General features: G+C 60.2%; 15 protein-coding genes. 6 read left to right on the top strand and 9 right to left on the bottom strand.

The genetic code is table 11. From position 1 onward, the window contains the following. The first annotated feature begins 259 nt into the window (after nt 1–259). Nucleotides 260–1576, top strand: coding sequence for a CitMHS family transporter (locus tag ONG87_RS14465; RefSeq protein WP_264381513.1), 1317 nt, complete (start codon nt 260–262; stop codon nt 1574–1576). 52 nt (nt 1577–1628) lie between these two features. Here ONG87_RS14465 and ONG87_RS14460 read toward each other — a convergent pair whose 3' ends face one another. The 9 genes from ONG87_RS14460 to ONG87_RS14420 form a co-directional block, all read right to left on the bottom strand. After that, nucleotides 1629–2357: an amino acid ABC transporter ATP-binding protein gene (locus tag ONG87_RS14460; protein WP_122476282.1), complete on the bottom strand. Its 729-nt coding sequence runs from the start codon at nt 2355–2357 to the stop codon at nt 1629–1631. After that, entirely contained in the window at nt 2354–3040 is a 687-nt protein-coding gene (locus tag ONG87_RS14455) for an amino acid ABC transporter permease (protein WP_264381512.1), read from the bottom strand. The genes ONG87_RS14460 and ONG87_RS14455 overlap by 4 nt, the downstream gene beginning before the upstream one ends. Nucleotides 3041–3043: 3 nt before the next feature. Next, nucleotides 3044–3772, bottom strand: a complete 729-nt coding sequence (locus tag ONG87_RS14450) for an amino acid ABC transporter permease (RefSeq protein WP_122794977.1) — start codon at nt 3770–3772, stop codon at nt 3044–3046. 98 nt (nt 3773–3870) lie between these two features. Then, nucleotides 3871–4770, bottom strand: a complete 900-nt coding sequence (locus ONG87_RS14445) for a transporter substrate-binding domain-containing protein (protein ID WP_122476276.1) — start codon at nt 4768–4770, stop codon at nt 3871–3873. 52 nt (nt 4771–4822) lie between these two features. Then, the gene (locus ONG87_RS14440) at nt 4823–6025 is read right to left on the bottom strand and encodes a pyridoxal phosphate-dependent aminotransferase (protein ID WP_264381511.1); all 1203 of its coding nucleotides are present in this window, start codon (nt 6023–6025) and stop codon (nt 4823–4825) included. Nucleotides 6026–6239: 214 nt separating this feature from the next. Next, nucleotides 6240–7181: a LysR family transcriptional regulator gene (locus ONG87_RS14435; RefSeq protein ID WP_122476272.1), complete on the bottom strand. Its 942-nt coding sequence runs from the start codon at nt 7179–7181 to the stop codon at nt 6240–6242. Between the two features lie 69 nt (nt 7182–7250). Then, the gene (locus tag ONG87_RS14430) at nt 7251–8780 is read right to left on the bottom strand and encodes a tripartite tricarboxylate transporter permease (RefSeq protein WP_122476270.1); all 1530 of its coding nucleotides are present in this window, start codon (nt 8778–8780) and stop codon (nt 7251–7253) included. After that, entirely contained in the window at nt 8777–9310 is a 534-nt protein-coding gene (locus tag ONG87_RS14425; RefSeq protein ID WP_122476268.1) for a tripartite tricarboxylate transporter TctB family protein, read from the bottom strand. The genes ONG87_RS14430 and ONG87_RS14425 overlap by 4 nt, the downstream gene beginning before the upstream one ends. 52 nt (nt 9311–9362) lie before the next feature. After that, a complete protein-coding gene (locus ONG87_RS14420; RefSeq protein ID WP_264381510.1) occupies nt 9363–10379 on the bottom strand; it encodes a tripartite tricarboxylate transporter substrate binding protein in 1017 nt (338 codons plus the stop codon). A 398-nt stretch (nt 10380–10777) separates the two neighbouring features. On the opposite strand from ONG87_RS14420, the gene ONG87_RS14415 reads away from it, so the two are divergent. From ONG87_RS14415 to ONG87_RS14395, 5 genes are all read left to right on the top strand, one after another. Next, complete coding sequence (locus tag ONG87_RS14415; protein ID WP_264381509.1) at nt 10778–11734, top strand: amidohydrolase; 957 nt, start codon at nt 10778–10780, stop codon at nt 11732–11734. Beyond that, a complete protein-coding gene (locus ONG87_RS14410; protein WP_185794376.1) occupies nt 11731–12789 on the top strand; it encodes a 4-hydroxythreonine-4-phosphate dehydrogenase PdxA in 1059 nt (352 codons plus the stop codon). The genes ONG87_RS14415 and ONG87_RS14410 overlap by 4 nt, the downstream gene beginning before the upstream one ends. Next, nucleotides 12786–13961, top strand: coding sequence for an L-rhamnonate dehydratase (locus tag ONG87_RS14405; RefSeq protein ID WP_122476260.1), 1176 nt, complete (start codon nt 12786–12788; stop codon nt 13959–13961). The genes ONG87_RS14410 and ONG87_RS14405 overlap by 4 nt, the downstream gene beginning before the upstream one ends. A gap of 53 nt (nt 13962–14014) precedes the next feature. Beyond that, entirely contained in the window at nt 14015–15010 is a 996-nt protein-coding gene (araD1, locus tag ONG87_RS14400; protein WP_264381508.1) for an AraD1 family protein, read from the top strand. 142 nt (nt 15011–15152) lie between these two features. Next, nucleotides 15153–17135 carry a methyl-accepting chemotaxis protein gene (locus tag ONG87_RS14395; protein ID WP_264381507.1) on the top strand — a complete coding sequence of 661 codons (1983 nt, stop codon included), beginning with the start codon at nt 15153–15155 and terminating at the stop codon, nt 17133–17135. The last annotated feature ends 52 nt before the right edge of the window (nt 17136–17187 follow it).

Below are 17187 nucleotides of genomic sequence, written 5' to 3'. Positions count from 1 at the left end.
CAAAACAGTGCGAGCCTGATGGAGGTCGGGTTCGTCGCATAAGTAATGAGTCTTGGCGGTCAATACGCTATCGACAGCCTCCAATGATAAAAACAATGAATGAGGAAGTTTCAATGATTGCTATCAAACGATGCAAGTCGTCCGGTCATGGGCGTTGGAAAGAAAATCTTATTTTAATGGGTCGCAACTTAGTGAGTTCGCGACTAAATGCCGGTGCGCCGTGCGCCTGAGCAATTCACATTAAATATAGGGTATCGCCATGCTCGCTATTCTCGGCTTTTCGATGGTTTGTTGCTTCATGTATTTGATCATGACCAAGCGCATGACTGCCCTTATTGCACTCTTGTTGGTGCCTATTGTATTTGCGGCGATCGGCGGTTTCTGGACAGGGCTGGGCGCAATGATGTTGGATGGCATCAAGGCGCTTGCCCCGACAGGCGTGATGTTGACGTTTTCCATTCTGTATTTCGGCATCATGATCGATGCAGGCCTCTTCGACCCGCTGGTTCGTTTCATACTGCGGCTGGTAAAGGGTGATCCACTCAAGGTCGTCGTCGGTACAGCGGTGTTGACGCTGTTCGTTTCCCTGGACGGTGACAGCTCCACCACCTACATGATCGCTATCGCTGCCTTCCTGCCTCTTTACCAACGGCTCGGCATGAGTGTTCTAGGGTTGACGTGCGTGGTCAACATTGCGAGCGGGATCATGAACATCTCGCCGTGGGGAGGCCCTACCGCGCGGGCAGCTGCAGCGCTGCACGTAGATGCCCTGGATATTTTCCTGCCCATGATTCCAGCCATGCTGATGGCTTGCGCTGTGCTGATTCTCACCGCAGTCATCATCGGTCGCCGCGAACGGGCCCGGCTTGGCATCGTCGATGTCGAGGACTTTGCCAATGGTGAACTTGCGCTGGGTAACGGCGATGCAGAGGAATGCGCGAGGAATCGGCGTCCGAAAATGTTCTGGCCAAACCTGATACTGACCATTGGATTGCTGACCTGTCTGGTGCTGGGCCTCATGCCCATTCAAGTACTGTTCATGGTCGCTTTCGGTATTGGCGTGACATTGAACTACCCCCATTTGCAGCAGCAGAAGGAGCGCATCGCTTCACACTCCGCAAACGTGTTGGCCGTAACGTCGGTGATTTTCGCTGCAGGTATTTTTACCGGCATTCTTTCAGGCACCGGCATGGTCGATGCCATGGCGCAGAGCTTGCTGCATGTCATTCCAGACAGCTTCGGCCCGTACCTTGCGGTATTCACAGCCGTGGTCAGCTTGCCTTTCACGTTCTTCATGTCAAACGACGCATTCTATTTTGGCATCCTGCCAGTGCTGGCCCAAACGGCTACCACTTACGGGTTCACGACGCTGGAAATCGCGCGGGCATCCATCGTCGGTCAGCCGGTGCACCTGCTGAGCCCCCTGGTGCCATCGCTTTACCTGTTGGTCGCGCTTGCCAAGGTCGATCTCGGTGACCACCAGAAATTTGCCCTGAAGTGGGCAGTGCTTGCGAGCCTGGCGCTGTTGGTGGGAGGGGTGTTGTTCGGAGGCTTTCCGTTCCACCGCGCGCAGTGATGCTGGCCAGCTTGGTGGATGAGCCGGCCCAGCAGGCGCACCATCCCCGCACTCAATGCTGCAAGATCTTCGACAGAAAGCTGCGAGCACGATCGGAGCGGGGCGCGCTGAAGAACTCTTCGGATTTCACGTCCTCGATGATTTCGCCGCCGTCCATGAACACGATGCGGTCGGCGACCTTACGGGCGAACCCCATCTCGTGGGTGACGCACATCATGGTCATGCCTTCGCCTGCCAGCTCTACCATCACATCCAGCACTTCGTTGACCATTTCCGGGTCCAGCGCCGAGGTGGGTTCATCGAACAACATGGCGATGGGGTCCATGGCCAGGGCGCGGGCAATGGCGACTCGTTGCTGTTGGCCACCGGACAGCTGAATGGGGTACTTGTGCGCATGGGCCTTGAGGCCCACGCGCTCCAGAAGTGCCGTGCTCTTGCTGGTGGCGGTGGTGACATCGCGCTTGAGCACCTTGATCTGCGCCAGGTTGAGGTTCTCCACGATAGTCAGGTGCGGGAACAGCTCGAAATGCTGGAAGACCATACCCACTCGGGCGCGCAGTTTCGGCAGGTCGACACCGCGGCCGGTGACGGGTTGGCCGTCAATCGAGATCTGTCCTTCCTGCACCGGCTCCAAACCGTTCACGCACTTGATCAGGGTGCTCTTGCCCGAGCCGGACGGCCCGCACACCACCATCACCTCACCGCGCGACAGCTGGGTGGTGCAGTCTTTCAGGACCTGGAAATCGCCGTACCACTTGCTCAGGTTTTTCATCTGGATCATGCGGTTCTCTCCGTGCTTTTTTTCAGGCGTTTACTGAGCCGCGACAGCAGGTAGCAGATCACCAGGTACACCAGGGCCACGAACAGGTACAACTCCACCAGGCGTCCGTCGCGCTGGGCGAATTTGCTGGCTGCGCCGGTGAAGTCCGCGATGGACAGCACATACACCAGCGAGGTGTCCTGAAACAGGATAATGGTCTGGGTCAGCAGCAACGGCAGCATGCGCCGCAGTGCCTGCGGCAGGATCACGTAAAGCATCGCTTGCGACGGGCGCAGGCCAAGGGCCTGGGCTGCCTGCTTCTGGCCGCCGGAGATACTCTGGATGCCGCCGCGGATGATTTCGCTGTAGTACGCCGCCTCGAACATGCAGAACGTCACGAAGGCAGTCATCACCGGGCCAATCTGCACGGGGCGTTCGGTGTGGAAGGTCATCTGCAGCAGCAGCGGCATCAGAAAGTAGAACCAGAAGATCACCAGCACCAGCGGAATGCTGCGCATGACCGTGACGTAGCCCAGGGCGAAGCCGCGCATCACGCGGTTGCCCGACAAGCGCATCAATGCCAGCAAGGTGCCGACAACGATGCCCACGGACATCGCCACCAGCGTCAGCAACAAGGTGAACTTCAGGCCGTTCCACAGTGCGGGCATGGCTCGCACGATGACACTGGGGTCTAGATCGAACATGACTTACCTCGTCGCGCCGCGAACGGCCAGGGAGCTTTCGATACGACCCATGACGAACGTCATCAGCAGTGAAATGGCCACGTAGATCACCGTTGCCGCGGTAAAGGCTTCAAAGGTATTGAACGAGTATTCGCTGACGTTGCGTGCTTGCGCGGTCAGCTCCATCAAGCCGATGGTCAACGCCACCGAAGAGTTCTTCAGGGTGTTGAGTGCCTCGGACGTCAGCGGTGGGAACACCACGCGGATCGCCTGCGGCAGCAGCACGTTCAGGTACATCTGGGTGGGCCGCAAGCCGAGGGCCAGGGCTGCGCCGCGCTGGCCGTAGGCAACCGACTCGATGCCCGCCTTGAACAGCTCGGAAAGCTTGGCCGAGGTGAACAGGGTCAGGGCCACGACGGCACTGAAGAAAGACGGGTAGGGCAGGTCTTGCTTGAGGTAGTCACCCCAGGAGAGGGGTAGCAGTTCGGGGACCACGAAGAAGCAGATGAACATCTGCACCAGCAGTGGGATATTGCGAAACACCTCGGTATACAGGTTGCCCAGCCAGACCAGCGGGCGCACGGTACTGGTACGCAACGTACCCACCAAGCCGCCAATCAGAAACGCCAGGGTGAACGCGAGGAGGGTGGTCGCCAGGGTCCAGCTCGTGCCGGTGACCAACCAATGCAAGTAAGAGGCGGATTCTCCGGGAGCAAAATCCCAGAACACGCTCCAGTTCCAGTTGTAATCCATGCCAACACCAACGTTCAGGGAGAAGCACTGCATGCAGCCAGGCGCACAGCGGCGCGGCGCATATGCGCCGCGTCACTGCCTGGCGTGAAGGGGGCGGGTCAGACGCCGGTGTCGTTCGGGTTGGCGATGGCTTGCTTCAATGCATCGCTCATCGGCAAGTTGATGGTGGCGTTTTTCGGCGGGATCGGCTGCTGGAACCAGGTCGGGTACAGCGTATCGATCACACCGGTGCTGTACAGGTTGCGCAGCACATCGTCGGCGAAGGTCTTGAATTGAGGGTCGTTCTTGCGGATGCCGATGGCATAGGGTTCGGCTGACATCGGTTCAGGCAGCAAGGCGTAGGCGTCCGGGCTGCGGCTTTGCGCGATGGTTGCCATCAGCTGCACGTCGTCGTTGATATAGGCCACGGCGCGGCCGGTTTCCAGCATCAGGAAGGCTTCGCCGCCGTCCTTGGCGTTGAGGATTTTCAAGCCCAGCTGTTTTTCGCGGTCCAGGTTCTTGGTGATCCACTCGCCGCTGCCACCGGTGATCACTACCACCGATTTGCCTTTCAGATCGGCCACGCTGTCGATGCCGGCGGTTTTCTTCACGGCGTATTTGGCGCTGGCGATGTAGCTGGTCAGCAGGAATCCGATCTGCTTCTGGCGCTCGACGGTGTTGGTGGTAACGCCGCATTCCATGTCGATGGTGCCATTGATCAGCAGCGGGGTACGGGTGGCGGCAACGACCGACACGTACTCGGTCTTGAGGTTGGGCTCACCGACCTTGACCTTGATCTGGTCGACGATTTTCTTGCACAGCTCGATGCTGTAGCCGATAGGCTGCTGGGCGTCGTTGAGATAGGAGAAAGGCAGCGACGCATCGCGGTAGCCCAGCGTGACAGTGCCCACTTCCTTGATCTTTTTCAGTGTACCGGTCAGTTCTTCAGCCTGCGCAGCGCTGGCGCCCAGGCAAACCGCGACAACCAGGGCAAGCAGCTGTTTCTTTTGATCGAGCATGTAGATCTCCGATGTTGTTATGGCAGCTTTGGCACAACGAAAAGCGATAGCGTCAGCGCAGGGCCGAAAGCGCTTCGCGAATGGCAACGACAGCTTTGGTTATCTGTTCGCGTGAAGTGGCAAATGACAGTCGGAAGTACCCTGGCATGCCGAACGCCGCGCCCGGCACGACCGCGACACCGGCGTGATCGAGCAGGTAGGCCGACAGTGCTACGTCGTCCTCGAGCACCTGGCCCTGCGCCGTGGTGCGGCCGAACAACTGGCTGCATTCCGGGAAAGCGTAGAACGCACCGGCCGGCGCGCTCAGGCGCAGGCCCGGGCATTGGCTCAGGCCGTCTACCAGCAGCTTGCCGCGCTGGGCGTATTCCCTGGCGCAACTGCTGACGAAATCCTGCGGGCCTTCGAGCGCTGCGCGGGACGCTTCCTGACTGATGGCGCTCGCGCCAGACGTGCTTTGTGACTGGATCTTGCTGATGGCGGCGATCAGACCTTTGGGCCCTGCGCCGTAGCCGATACGCCAGCCCGTCATGGCGTAGGCCTTGGCCACGCCGTTGATCAGCAGGGTGCGTTCGCGCAGGTGCGGGCAGGCGCGGGCAAATGACACGAAAGGCTGGTCGGCGAGCAGCACGTGCTCGTAGATTTCATCGGACATCACCAGCACATTGGGGAAGTCCTCCAGCACTTTGCCCAGTGCCTGCAACTCGGTTTCAGAGTAGATCGCCCCGCAGGGGTTGGACGGGGAGTTGAGAATCAGCCAGCGACTCTTGTCGTTCAACGCAGTTTGCAGGGCCTGCGGCGTGAGCTTGAAGCCTGCATTGATACCACAGGGAATGATCCGCACCACACCGCCGTTCAAGGTGACGATATCGGAGTACGACACCCAATAGGGCGCGGGTATGACCACTTCGTCGCCGGGTTCCAGGGTTGCAACGAAGGTGTTGTAAATCACCTGCTTGGCGCCGTTGCCGACGGTGATTTCGTCGACGCTATAAGTCAGGCCGTTGTCGCGCTGAAACTTGGCGACGATGGCCTTGCGCAAGGGTAGGGTGCCCTGCGGTGCGGTATAGCGAGTGTGCCCGTCGAGCATCGCCCGATGCGCAGCCTCGATGATATGCGCAGGGGTGTCGAAGTCGGGTTCGCCCAGGCTCATGTCGACGATATCGCGACCTTCGCTGGACAACTGCTTGGCACGCATGGAGATGACCATGCTGGGGGACGAGGAGATTTGGCGGACGCGTTCGCTTTCAAAATTCATGAAAAACAGCCTTCCTTTGGTCGTGCGCCAGGGCCTTTAAGACATCCTGTCGTTCTAGTTGTAGGACGTAGTATGACACGGGCGGCGCCCTCTGCAATCGCTCAAATACCTAAAAGTTCAGTGCGTTGAAAAGGGCGCTGCGAACGTCACGCGAAGCTCTCGAACGTTTAATTTGCGCGGTCTATTCATCAGTGTGCTCGATTCTTCTCGCCGCTCATTTGACCAACGCGTGCTCCGCGCGCACCGAGTTCATGAACGCCTGCATCGCTGACGATTGGATGCGATGGCGTCGGGTGATGAGCCCGAACGGTGGCAGGCGTGCTTCGAACTTGATTGGCAACACCGCCAGCAGATGTCGTCCGGGATAGTCCTCGACCACCGACACCGGGGTGACGCCGAGCATGTCGGTCTGCTGTACCAAGGACAGCAAGGTCATGATCGAGGTGGTTTCGACGATGCTGCTGGGGATGTCCACGCGCGCGTTGTGAAACACCTGATTGATGATCGAGCGCATCGGGCTGGGATGCTGTTGCAACACCCAGGTCATGTTCTGCAACTCGGCCCAACTCAGCTGTTTTTCCTTGGACAAAGGATGTTGTGCGCCGGCGATCACGCACAGGGCTTCCTCACCCAGGCTGTCGAACAACAGTTCTTCGGCCCTGGCGCCGGCCGGAATCCGCCCCAGCACGATGTCCAGTTGATCCTGCAACAGCGCCTGCACCAGCACGTCGCTGGTGTCGACCTGAATGCTCATCGACAGGCGAGGGTGGCTTTGTTTCAAGGTGGCGATGGTGCGGGTCAACAAGCCCGAGGCCAGTGCCGGAATCGCACCCACGGCAACCCGGCCGAGGTTGCCGGATTCCAGCGCCACCAGCTCCTCGCGCATGCCGCTCAATTCAGCGAAGACCATGCGCGCGTAGTAAGTGACGGTTTCGCCGAACGGCGTAGGTCGCATGCCGCGCGGCAGGCGCTCGAAGAGTTCGACACCGAGCAGATCCTCGGCCTCGTGCAGCATCTTGGTCGCGGCGGGTTGGGTCATGCCGATATGATCGGCGGCGCGGCGCAATGAACCAAATTCCTGCAGCGTCAGCATCAACCGCAGTTGGCGCAGGCGCAGGCGGCCGTGGATCACGTTGGCATCAGGAATTCGGGTCATGGGCCGGGCTCGCGAAAATGAACTGCGGCAAGCCTGACAACAAATGCCAGGCGTTGCCAGCATGGCGTGTCACAGCACTGATTTTGCCTTCGGCAATTGGGATTTGCGCAGGCCCAGCACGGTTTGCAGCGCTTTGGAGATCAGCGGCCAGAACAGCATCAGCAGAGCCGCCGTGGTCAAGCCGCCCACCAACGGGTTGGACCAGAAGATGCCGATGTGACCGTCCGAGAACAGCATCGACTGCCGGAACGCATCTTCCGCCTTGTCGCCCAACACCGCTGCCAGCACCAGCGGCGCAATCGGGTAGCCCAGCTTCTTGAACAGGTAACCCAGGGCGCCGAAGCCCAGCATCAACACCACGTCGAAGAACGAGTTGTGCACCGAGTACGCGCCGATGGCGCAGACCATGATGATGATCGGCGCGATGATCGAGAACGGAATGCGCAGGATCGAAGCGAACAGCGGCACGGTGGCCAGCACTACGATCAGACTCACCACGTTGCCCAGGTACATGCTCGCAATCAGCCCCCAGACAAAGTCATGCTGCTCGACGAACAATGTCGGCCCGGGGTGCAGGCCCCAGATCATCAAACCACCGAGCATCACTGCCGCGGTTGCCGAGCCGGGAATGCCCAGGGTCAGCATCGGCAGCAGCGCGCTGGTGCCTGCCGCGTGGTCGGCGGTTTCCGGGGCGATCACGCCTTCGAGTTCACCCTTGCCGAAGTTCTCGCGGTTTTTCGAGAAGCGCCGCGCCAGGCTGTAGCTCATGAACGAGGCCGCCGTCGGCCCACCCGGGGTGATGCCCATCCAGCAACCTACCAGGGTGCTGCGCACGATCGTCCACCAGTACCGCGGCAGCTTGGCCCAGGTGCGCAGGATGACCATCGGTGTGATACGCGCATGCTCACCGCGAAACACCAGGCCTTCCTCGACGGTGCAGAGAATCTCGCCGATGCCGAACAGGCCGATCACCGCCACTTCGAAACTGATCCCGGTCATCAGGATCGGTTGGTCGAACGTCAGGCGCAGGTTGCCGGACACCGTGTCCATGCCGACGGCTGCCATGGCGAAGCCGATCATCATGGCGACAACGGTTTTCAGGGGTGGATTCTTGCTCATGCCGATGAACGTGCAGAACGCCAGCAGATACACCGCAAAGAACTCCGGCGAACTGAAGGACATGGCGAACTCGGCGATGCGTGTCGACAGGAACGTCAGCAGCAGGACACCGGCAAGTGCACCGATCAGCGCCGAGCTGAATGCGGCGGTCAATGCTTCTGCCGCACGGCCTTCGCGGGCCATCGGGTAGCCGTCGAAGGTGGTCGCCACCGATGACGGCTCGCCGGGTATGTTGAACAGAATCGAGGTGATCGAGCCGCCGAACAGCGCACCCCAGTACATGCACGACAGCAGAATGATCGCCGACACCGGCGACATGGTGAATGTCAGCGGCAGCAGCAACGCCACGCCGTTGGGCGCGCCGAGACCGGGTAACACCCCCACCAGAATACCCAGCAGCACGCCGATCACCATCAGGCCGATGTGGCCCGGGGTCAGGATCAGGTTCATGCCCTGCAACAAGGAATCGAATTCGCTCATTTGAAATATCTCACGGTCTGGGCAATCCATTCGCCCAATGGACCGCCATCCAGCGGGACCTTGAACCACAGCGCAAAGATCAGGTAGCTGGCAAGCACTGCACCGAGGGAGATGCCTGCGATCTTCCATTTGCTGTAGGGCGTGGCGCGTGCCTTGTCACTCCACATGAACCAGGCAATGAAGCAGGCCGATGACACATAGATGCCCACCAGCGGCATCGCGCCGACGAACAGGGCAATCGGGATGAACACCGACAACACCTGGCCAAAGGCGCTGCGGCTGACGAACGCAATGCTCAGCGCTTTCCAGCGCACCAGGGTCAACACGCCGTTGCCCAGGCTGGCGGCGCTGAGCAGCAGGCCAATGTAGAAAGGGAAGTAACCCGGCTCGGGGCCGGAGTCGCCCCAGCCGATACCCTGTTCGACGCTGCCGAACATCACCACCACGCCTATCAGCGTGGTGAAGAGAGTCAGGCCAAGTTCGACCCAGCGGGTGCCGACCAGCGCAGGTGAATCCGAAGAATGGGACATGAAACACCTCCAGCAGATGACGGCCGTCCTTAGGCGGACGGCCGCAGGCGACTCAGTTTTTCAGCCAGCCGGCTTCCTTGAACACCGGTGTCACGCGGGCGGTGTCTTTTTCGATGTAGGCGGTCAGCGGCTCGCCTTCGAGGAAGGTCGGTACCAATGCGTTCTGCTTGACGTAGGCCTTGAACTCCGGCGTCTCGGTGACCTTGCGCATCAGTTCGACATAGAACGCGCGCTGTTCGGCAGTGACGTCGCCTGGCATGAACACGGTGCGCGGGAAGCGATATTGATCGATGCCCAGGCCTTGTTCGTAACAGGTCGGCACGTCGGCCCAGGATTTGTCGCCGGCCACTTTGTCGGTGTAGGTCATGCGTTCTTTACTGAACACGCACAGCGGCTCGATCTGATCGCCGCGCCATTGGCTGATGCTTTCGCTGGGGTTGTTGACGTTGGCGGCGATGTGCTTGCCGGCCAGTTGGGTCGCGGCTTCGCTGCCACTCTTGAACGGGATGTAGACCAGCTTGCTGTTGTTGGTCTGGTTCAGCAGCAAGGTCAATGTCTGGTCGACATCCTTGGATTGACTGCCGCCCATGCGCATTTTTGCAGGGTCAGCCTGGGCCGCCTGGTAGAAGCCTTTGGCGTCTTTCCATGGCGCGTCCTTGTAGCTCCACAGGATGAAGTCATCCTCGGCGACGGCCGCCACAGGGGTCAGTTCCTGCCATTGGTAACCGAGCTTGGCCACCAGCGGCAGCAGGTAGATGTTGTTGGTGCCGATCACCAGTTTTTCCGGATCGCCCTTGTTCATCTTCAGGTCGAGAAACGCTTCGGCGCCATTGCCGCCGCCCTTGTTGAGGACGATGGTGTTGACGTCGAGCAGCTTGTGCGTGGAGATGATCGATTGAATCAGGCGACCCAGCTGGTCGGTGCCGCCACCGGGGCCCCCCGCGACGACGATTTCGACATTCTTTTCCGGTTGCCAGGCCGCCGTGGCGAGCGCCGGAAGAGCGCCGGCAGCAACCAGGGAGCAGCCGAGAATGAGAAGGGATGTACGACGGACGAATGCATTTCGCATGGAAAGAGCCTCGTTTTCTTGTAGTTGTTATAAGTGACTTGTCTGAGCGGTCGAACCGCAAGCCTGGAGTGAGTGTGGGAAGCTGCAGGCTCCGCGTCTAGTCAAAACAATACATACACCGATAACCAGGGGTTATAGCTAGCCCCGCACAAAGCCTCTCAGCAGGGTGTAAGTGCCGGTCCAGAGCCATTTCATAAGAAAGTCCGGTTCGCCGCAACCCATCTGCAGACCCGCAAAAACCCCGTTGAGATAACTCCAGGCTATCGCTGTATTCCAATATTTGATTGGACGGTTATCAGGGAGCCTTCGATAGTGCTCGCCAATGCCGTGTTTTGCGGTGGGCTGCACCCAGAAGAACGATCAATCAGAAGAACAATAAATCACCAATGAGGTGCGCCATGGCCGAGCTGTGGAACGGTCCGATCATCGATGCCCATCATCATTTCTGGGATCCTTCGATCAATCCCCATCCGTGGCTGGCAGCCGATGCCAGTGTCGCGTTCCGCTATGGCGACTACGGCGCGATCAAACGCAGCTACCTGCCCGACGATTACCTCGCCGATACCGGTACTCACCAGGTCGTGCAGACGGTGTACATCGAATCGGAATGGGACCCGCAGGACCCGGTGGGCGAAACCCGCTTCGTCGAACAACTCGCCCGCCGCTACGGTTTGCCCAATGCAATCGTCGCGCAAGCCTGGCTGGATCATCCCGAGGCCGCCGCCGTACTGGCCGAGCAAGCCTCCTACAAATGCGTGCGCAGCGTGCGCCACAAGCCTGGAGGCCCGACCACAAGGGCGCAGGTCGGGCACGTGCGCAGCCTGATGAGCGACGAGCGCTGGCGGCGCAGTTATGCCGTGCTGCAAGGGCTGGGCTTGCATTTCGACCTGCAGACACCGTGGTGGAATCTGCATGAGGCGGAATGGCTGGCGCGGGATTTTCCGGGCACCACGCTGATTCTCAACCATGCCGGCTTGCCCAATGACCGCAGCGCCGAAGGCCTGGCCGCCTGGCGCCTGGCCATGGCGCGGCTGGCCCAGTGGCCGAACGTGCAGGTGAAGGTGTCAGGCCTCGGCCAGCTGCGCCAGGCGTGGCGGGCCAAGGACAACGCCTGGATCGTGCGCGAGGTGATCGCGATGTTCGGCACCCACCGCGTGATGTTCGCCAGCAATTTTCCGATGGACAGCCTCTGTGGCTCGTTCGATGTCATCTACAACGGATTCAAATCCATCGTTGCCGATCTGCCATTGGCCGATCAGGAGCGTTTGTTCTACAGCAATGCGCAGCGCGTCTATCGCTGCGAGCCGGGCACCCTTGACCGGACACGGCCTGAACCCTTGAGGAGTGAAGCATGAACAAGACATCCATCGCCATGGTCCTTGGCGACCCGGCGGGCATCGGCCCGGAACTGATCGCACGGCTGCTCGCCGAGCCCTCGGTGCGCAGCCAGGCCAACGTGATCCTGATCGCCGACGAAGCGGAAATGCAGCGCGGCATGCGCATTGCCGGAATGGAATTTCCCTACCGCCGCGTGGAGTCGCTGGAGCAGTTGTCGTTCGCCGATGACACGCCGCTGTTGTATGACTTTCGCGGCGACACCGTGGGCGAATTTGCCCGCAGTGAAGCCAGTGTCATCGGCGGTCGCTACAGCCTCGACACCCTTGAACAGGCGTTGCGCTTGACCGAAGCCGGCACTACCAACGCCGTGCTGTTCGGCCCGTTGAACAAGACCTCGCTGCACATGGCCGGCATGGCCCACAGCGATGAGCTGCACTGGTTCGCCGAGTTGCTGGGCTTCGATGGGCCGTTCTGCGAATTCAACGTGCTCGACAACCTGTGGACCTCGCGCGTGACCTCGCACGTTGCCCTGGCCGACGTGCCGGGCCTGCTGTCGCAGACCAGGGTGATCGAAGCGATTCAGCTGATCGACACCGCGCTCAAGCGCAGCGGCCTGGCAAAACCGCGTATCGGCGTGTGTGGGCTGAACCCACACAACGGCGACAACGGCTCGTTCGGTCGCGAAGAGCTGGACATCATTGGCCCGGCAGTGCGTTCGGCGCAGGCCATGGGCATTGCCGCGGAAGGCCCGTATCCGGGCGACACGATCTTCCTCAAGGTCCAGGGCGATGCCAGTGCCTTTGACGCAGTGGTCACGATGTACCACGACCAAGGGCAGATCGCGATCAAGCTGATGGGCTTCTCCCGCGGCGTAACGGTGCAGGGCGGCTTGCCGATCCCGATCACCACCCCGGCCCACGGCACCGCGTTCGATATTGCCGGGCAGGGCAAAGCCAATGTCGGCGCCATTCGCCAAGCGTTCGAAATTGCCTGCCGGATGGGCGGGCAACAGCTACTGAACACGACTCGACAATTACAAGAAACCGGCAGCGCAAGGAACCTGAATCCATGAAAATCAAAGCCATCCGTACCCGCGTTTTCGAGTGGAAAGGCAAAGTCGTTCCGCCCCAGGCGCACTTCTGCACCAACGCCAGTGACATTCTGTTCGAGCGCGGCGACGCCATGGGCTCGTTCCGTTTCCACGGCTGGCTGGTGGTGGAAGTCGAGACCGACACCGGTCTGGTCGGCATCGGTAACTGCGCCCTGGCGCCACGTGTGGCCAAGGAAATCATCGACACCTATCTGGCGCCGATCGCCATAGGTGAAGACCCGTTCGACAACGAATACATCTGGCAGAAAATGTACCGCCAGAGCCACGCCTGGGGCCGCAAGGGCATCGGCATGGCGGCGATCTCGGCAATCGACATCGCGATCTGGGACATCATGGGCAAGGCGGTCAACAAACCGGTGTTCAAACTGCTGGGTGGCCGTACCAAGGAAAAGATCTGGACTTACGCCTCCAAACTCTACGCCAATGACAACCTCGACCTGTTCCTCGAAGAGGCTCAAGGCTATTTGAACCAGGGCTTCACTGCGCTGAAAATGCGTTTCGGCTATGGCCCGAAAGACGGCCCGGCCGGCATGCGCAAGAACATCGAACAAGTGCGTGCCCTGCGTGAACTGGCCGGCCCCGACGTCGACATCATGCTCGAGTGCTACATGGGCTGGACCCTGGAATACGCCCGACGCATGCTGCCCAAGCTCGCCGAGTTCGAACCGCGCTGGCTCGAAGAGCCGGTCATTGCCGACGACATCGAAGGCTACATCGAGCTGAAGAAGATGGGCATCATGCCGATCTCCGGCGGTGAGCACGAATTCACTTCCTACGGTTTCAAGGACTTGCTCGAACGCCGTGCGATCGACGTGATCCAGTACGACACCAACCGTGTCGGTGGCATCACCGCTGCCCGCAAGATCAACGCCATGGCCGAAGCCTGGTCGGTGCCCGTCATCCCGCACGCCGGGCAAATGCACAACTATCACCTGACCATGTCGACCACGGCGTCGCCGATGGCCGAGTTCTTCCCGGTGTTCGATGTCGAGGTGGGCAATGAACTCTTCTATTACGTGTTCAAGGGCGAGCCACAACCGGTCAACGGCTACATTCAGCTCGACGACAATACCCCGGGTCTGGGCCTGGAAATCTCCGATGAATACCTGAGCGACTTCAACATCATCGAGTGACCCTTTGGCGCCGCTTGCGGGCGGCGCCAACCATGACGTTCCGGAGGCCACACATGCGTCTGATTCAATTCGAAAACACCGACGGGGGACGCCAGGTTGGCGTTGTCGAGGGCGCCCACGTCCAGGTGGTCAATGATACCCGCACGACCCGCGAGCTCGCTCTGGCGGCCATTCGCGGTCACCACGGCCTGGCCGATGAAGTGGCCGCCCGTGGCACGCGACCGGGTCCGGACTATGCGCAGTTGTTGCAAGAGCGCCGCGTATTGCCGCCGCTCGATCACGAAGACCCTGCGCATTGCCTGATCAGCGGCACCGGCCTGACTCACCTGGGCAGCGCTTCGGCGCGCGACAAGATGCACCAGCAAGAGGGCGTTGTCGAAGCCGGCATGACCGACACCATGCGCATCTTCAAATGGGGCCTGGAAGGCGGCAAACCGGCACAAGGCCAAGCCGGCGCGCAACCGGAATGGTTCTACAAGGGTGACGGCAGCATCGTCGTGCGGCCGGGGGCCGACTTCCCTGTTCCACCCTTCGCCGAAGATGCCGGCGAAGAACCCGAACTCACAGGGCTGTATGTGATTGGTGAGGACGGCCAGCCGTACCGCGTCGGCTATGCCCTGGGCAACGAGTTCTCCGACCATGTCATGGAGCGGCGCAACTACCTCTACCTTGCCCATTCCAAATTACGCTTCTGCGCCTACGGTCCGGAACTGCGCGTGGGTGCATTGCCAGCGCATCTTGCCGGCACCAGCCGCATCATTCGCAATGGCCAAACGCTCTGGGAAAAGGAGTTTCTCAGCGGCGAAGACAACATGTGCCACAGCCTCGCCAACCTTGAATTCCACCACTTCAAATACGCGCAGTTTCTGCGCCCGGGCGACGTCCACGTGCATTACTTCGGCACCGCGACACTGTCATTCGCCGACGGCGTGAAAACCCAGCCGGGTGATCGCTTCCAGATCAGCCTCGATGCGTTTGGCGCACCCCTGGAAAACGGCATCGGCGAAAGCGCCGAGCCACTGGCGATCGGTCAGGTGAACGCGCTCTGATCGCACTGTATGAGCAAGCCGTGCACGCTCCTGATGAACCGAGATGTTCACGTTTTATCAGGGCTTGCACTCATGCGACAAAGTTCCGCGCCGATAAGGTTATACAAGATCAATAACTCCACACCTTGCGGATGCACCCCTCATGCTGCACACCATTCAAACTCGCTATACCGCTACTTTCGTAGGCTTCGTTCTGCTCGTCGCGGTGCTGACGGCGATAGGGGTCAATTACTTCATCACGCCTAGCCTCACAAGCACCGATGAACGCAAGTTGGTCACTGAGGCAGGGGAAATCAGTGCCGTCATCAAGCGCGAGTTGGCACGGGTGCAGGCGCAGCAGCGGGTGATTACCGAGACGGTTGCGCAACTGGACAGCGACAGTATCGACCGCCTGCTGCCCAGCATGGTCAACCAGTACGGCGAGTCGAAGGTATTCGGCGGAGGTATCTGGCCGCTTCCCGATAAACGTACCGCGGGCCGGGCCAAGCACAGTACGTTCTATCACCGCGATGCCAGCGGCAAGTTGATAGTCAACACGCACTGGAACTCGCCTGAATCGAAAAACTACTTTGAGCAGTCCTGGTACCTCGGTGGGCTCAAGGCCCCTGCGGGGCAGTGCAACTGGGCCTCGGCCTACCAGGACGATGCCAGCCCGGAGCCGCGCACCAACTGCGCGATGGCCATTACCAAGGACGGCGCCGCCTATGGCGTCGCGACCATCGATGTGACATTGGGCTTCTTCAATGAGCTGATCGCGCAGAAAGAGCGCGAGATCAACGCGCAACTGATGATCGTCGAGAGCGACGGCAAAGTCCTGAGCAACCAGCCGGAGATTCCAGGCAACAACGTACTGAAGAATCTCGGCGACCTGGCTGGCCAATACCCCTTCGCCGCAGCACTGCAGGGTTTGCTGAAAAGCCCCGGTGCCACGCGTTCGACGTTTGTCGGCAGCGATGGCAAGCAATACACCCTGTTCCTGATGCCCGTCGAAGGCACGCCGTGGCAGATGGCGGTAGCCCAACCCACTGAAGTACTGACGGCGCAAAGCAGCCATGTGCTCAAGACCCTGGCGATGCTGCAGATCCCGATGGTGGTCATCATGCTGCTGGTCATCGTGTTCGCCCTCAGGCAACTGATGAACCGCCTGGCGGTGCTCAAGACCAACATCGATACGTTGTCGGCCGGTGATGCCGACCTGACCAAGCGCATCGTCATTCGTGCCGAGGACGAAGTCGGCGCAGTGGGTCACTCGATCAACCGCTTCATCGTCTATCTGCAGAAAATGATCAGTGAAGTGTCCGACTCGTCTTCTTTGATTGCCGAGGGTATCGAGCAGCTACGCGGACAGTCGCGCGGCACCAACAGCATTCTGACTCGCCATGCCAATGAAACCGATCAAGCGGTGACGGCCATCACCGAGATGAGTTCTACCGCCGATGACGTCGCCCGCAATGCCGCTCAAACCGCGAGCATGACCCAGGTGGCGAGCGAGAAGGCCCGGTATTCAAAAGTGGTGGTCGAAGATGCCTCGAGCAGTGTCCGTGAACTGATCTCGGAAGTGGAAGACGCCACTACCAAGGTCAGGGCCATGGAACACGATGCCCAGCGTATCAATTCTGTACTGGGCGTGATTGGTGACATTGCCGGGCAGACCAATCTACTCGCGCTCAACGCTGCGATCGAGGCGGCGCGTGCAGGCGAACAAGGCCGCGGTTTTGCAGTGGTTGCCGATGAAGTAAGAGCCTTGGCAGGGCGTACCCAGTCCAGCACCTCGGAAATCAATGAAATGCTCAACCGTCTGCAGCAGGGTGTGAGTGCTGCCGTGGTGGCGATGGAGAGCACCAAGGCGCGCTGTCAGGCCACGGTCGACAAGACCTCCAGGGTGAACGAAGGCTTGGATGCGATGACCGAATCGGTTGTGTGCATCAACGACCTCAGCACGCAGATAGCCACCGCAGCTGAAGAGCAGAGCGCCGTCAGTGAAGAGGTCAACCGCAACATGGTAGCGGTGCGGCAGATAGTCGAGGACCTGGTGGCAGGAGGCGCGCAGACCGAGAAGAGCACGTCTGCGCTCGCCGCATCCAATGCCAATCTGATCGCTGTGGTACGACGCTTCAAGGTGTGAGGACGGGCTGGGGCTGCGGTGACGGACGGCAGCCCTCGCCTGGGATAATCCA

Source organism: Pseudomonas sp. MM227, from assembly GCF_947090715.1.
GTDB classification, from domain to species: Bacteria; Pseudomonadota; Gammaproteobacteria; order Pseudomonadales; family Pseudomonadaceae; genus Aquipseudomonas; species Aquipseudomonas baltica.
Note: the sequence above shows the minus strand (reverse complement) of the source record. Positions and strands in the feature narration are given on the sequence as shown.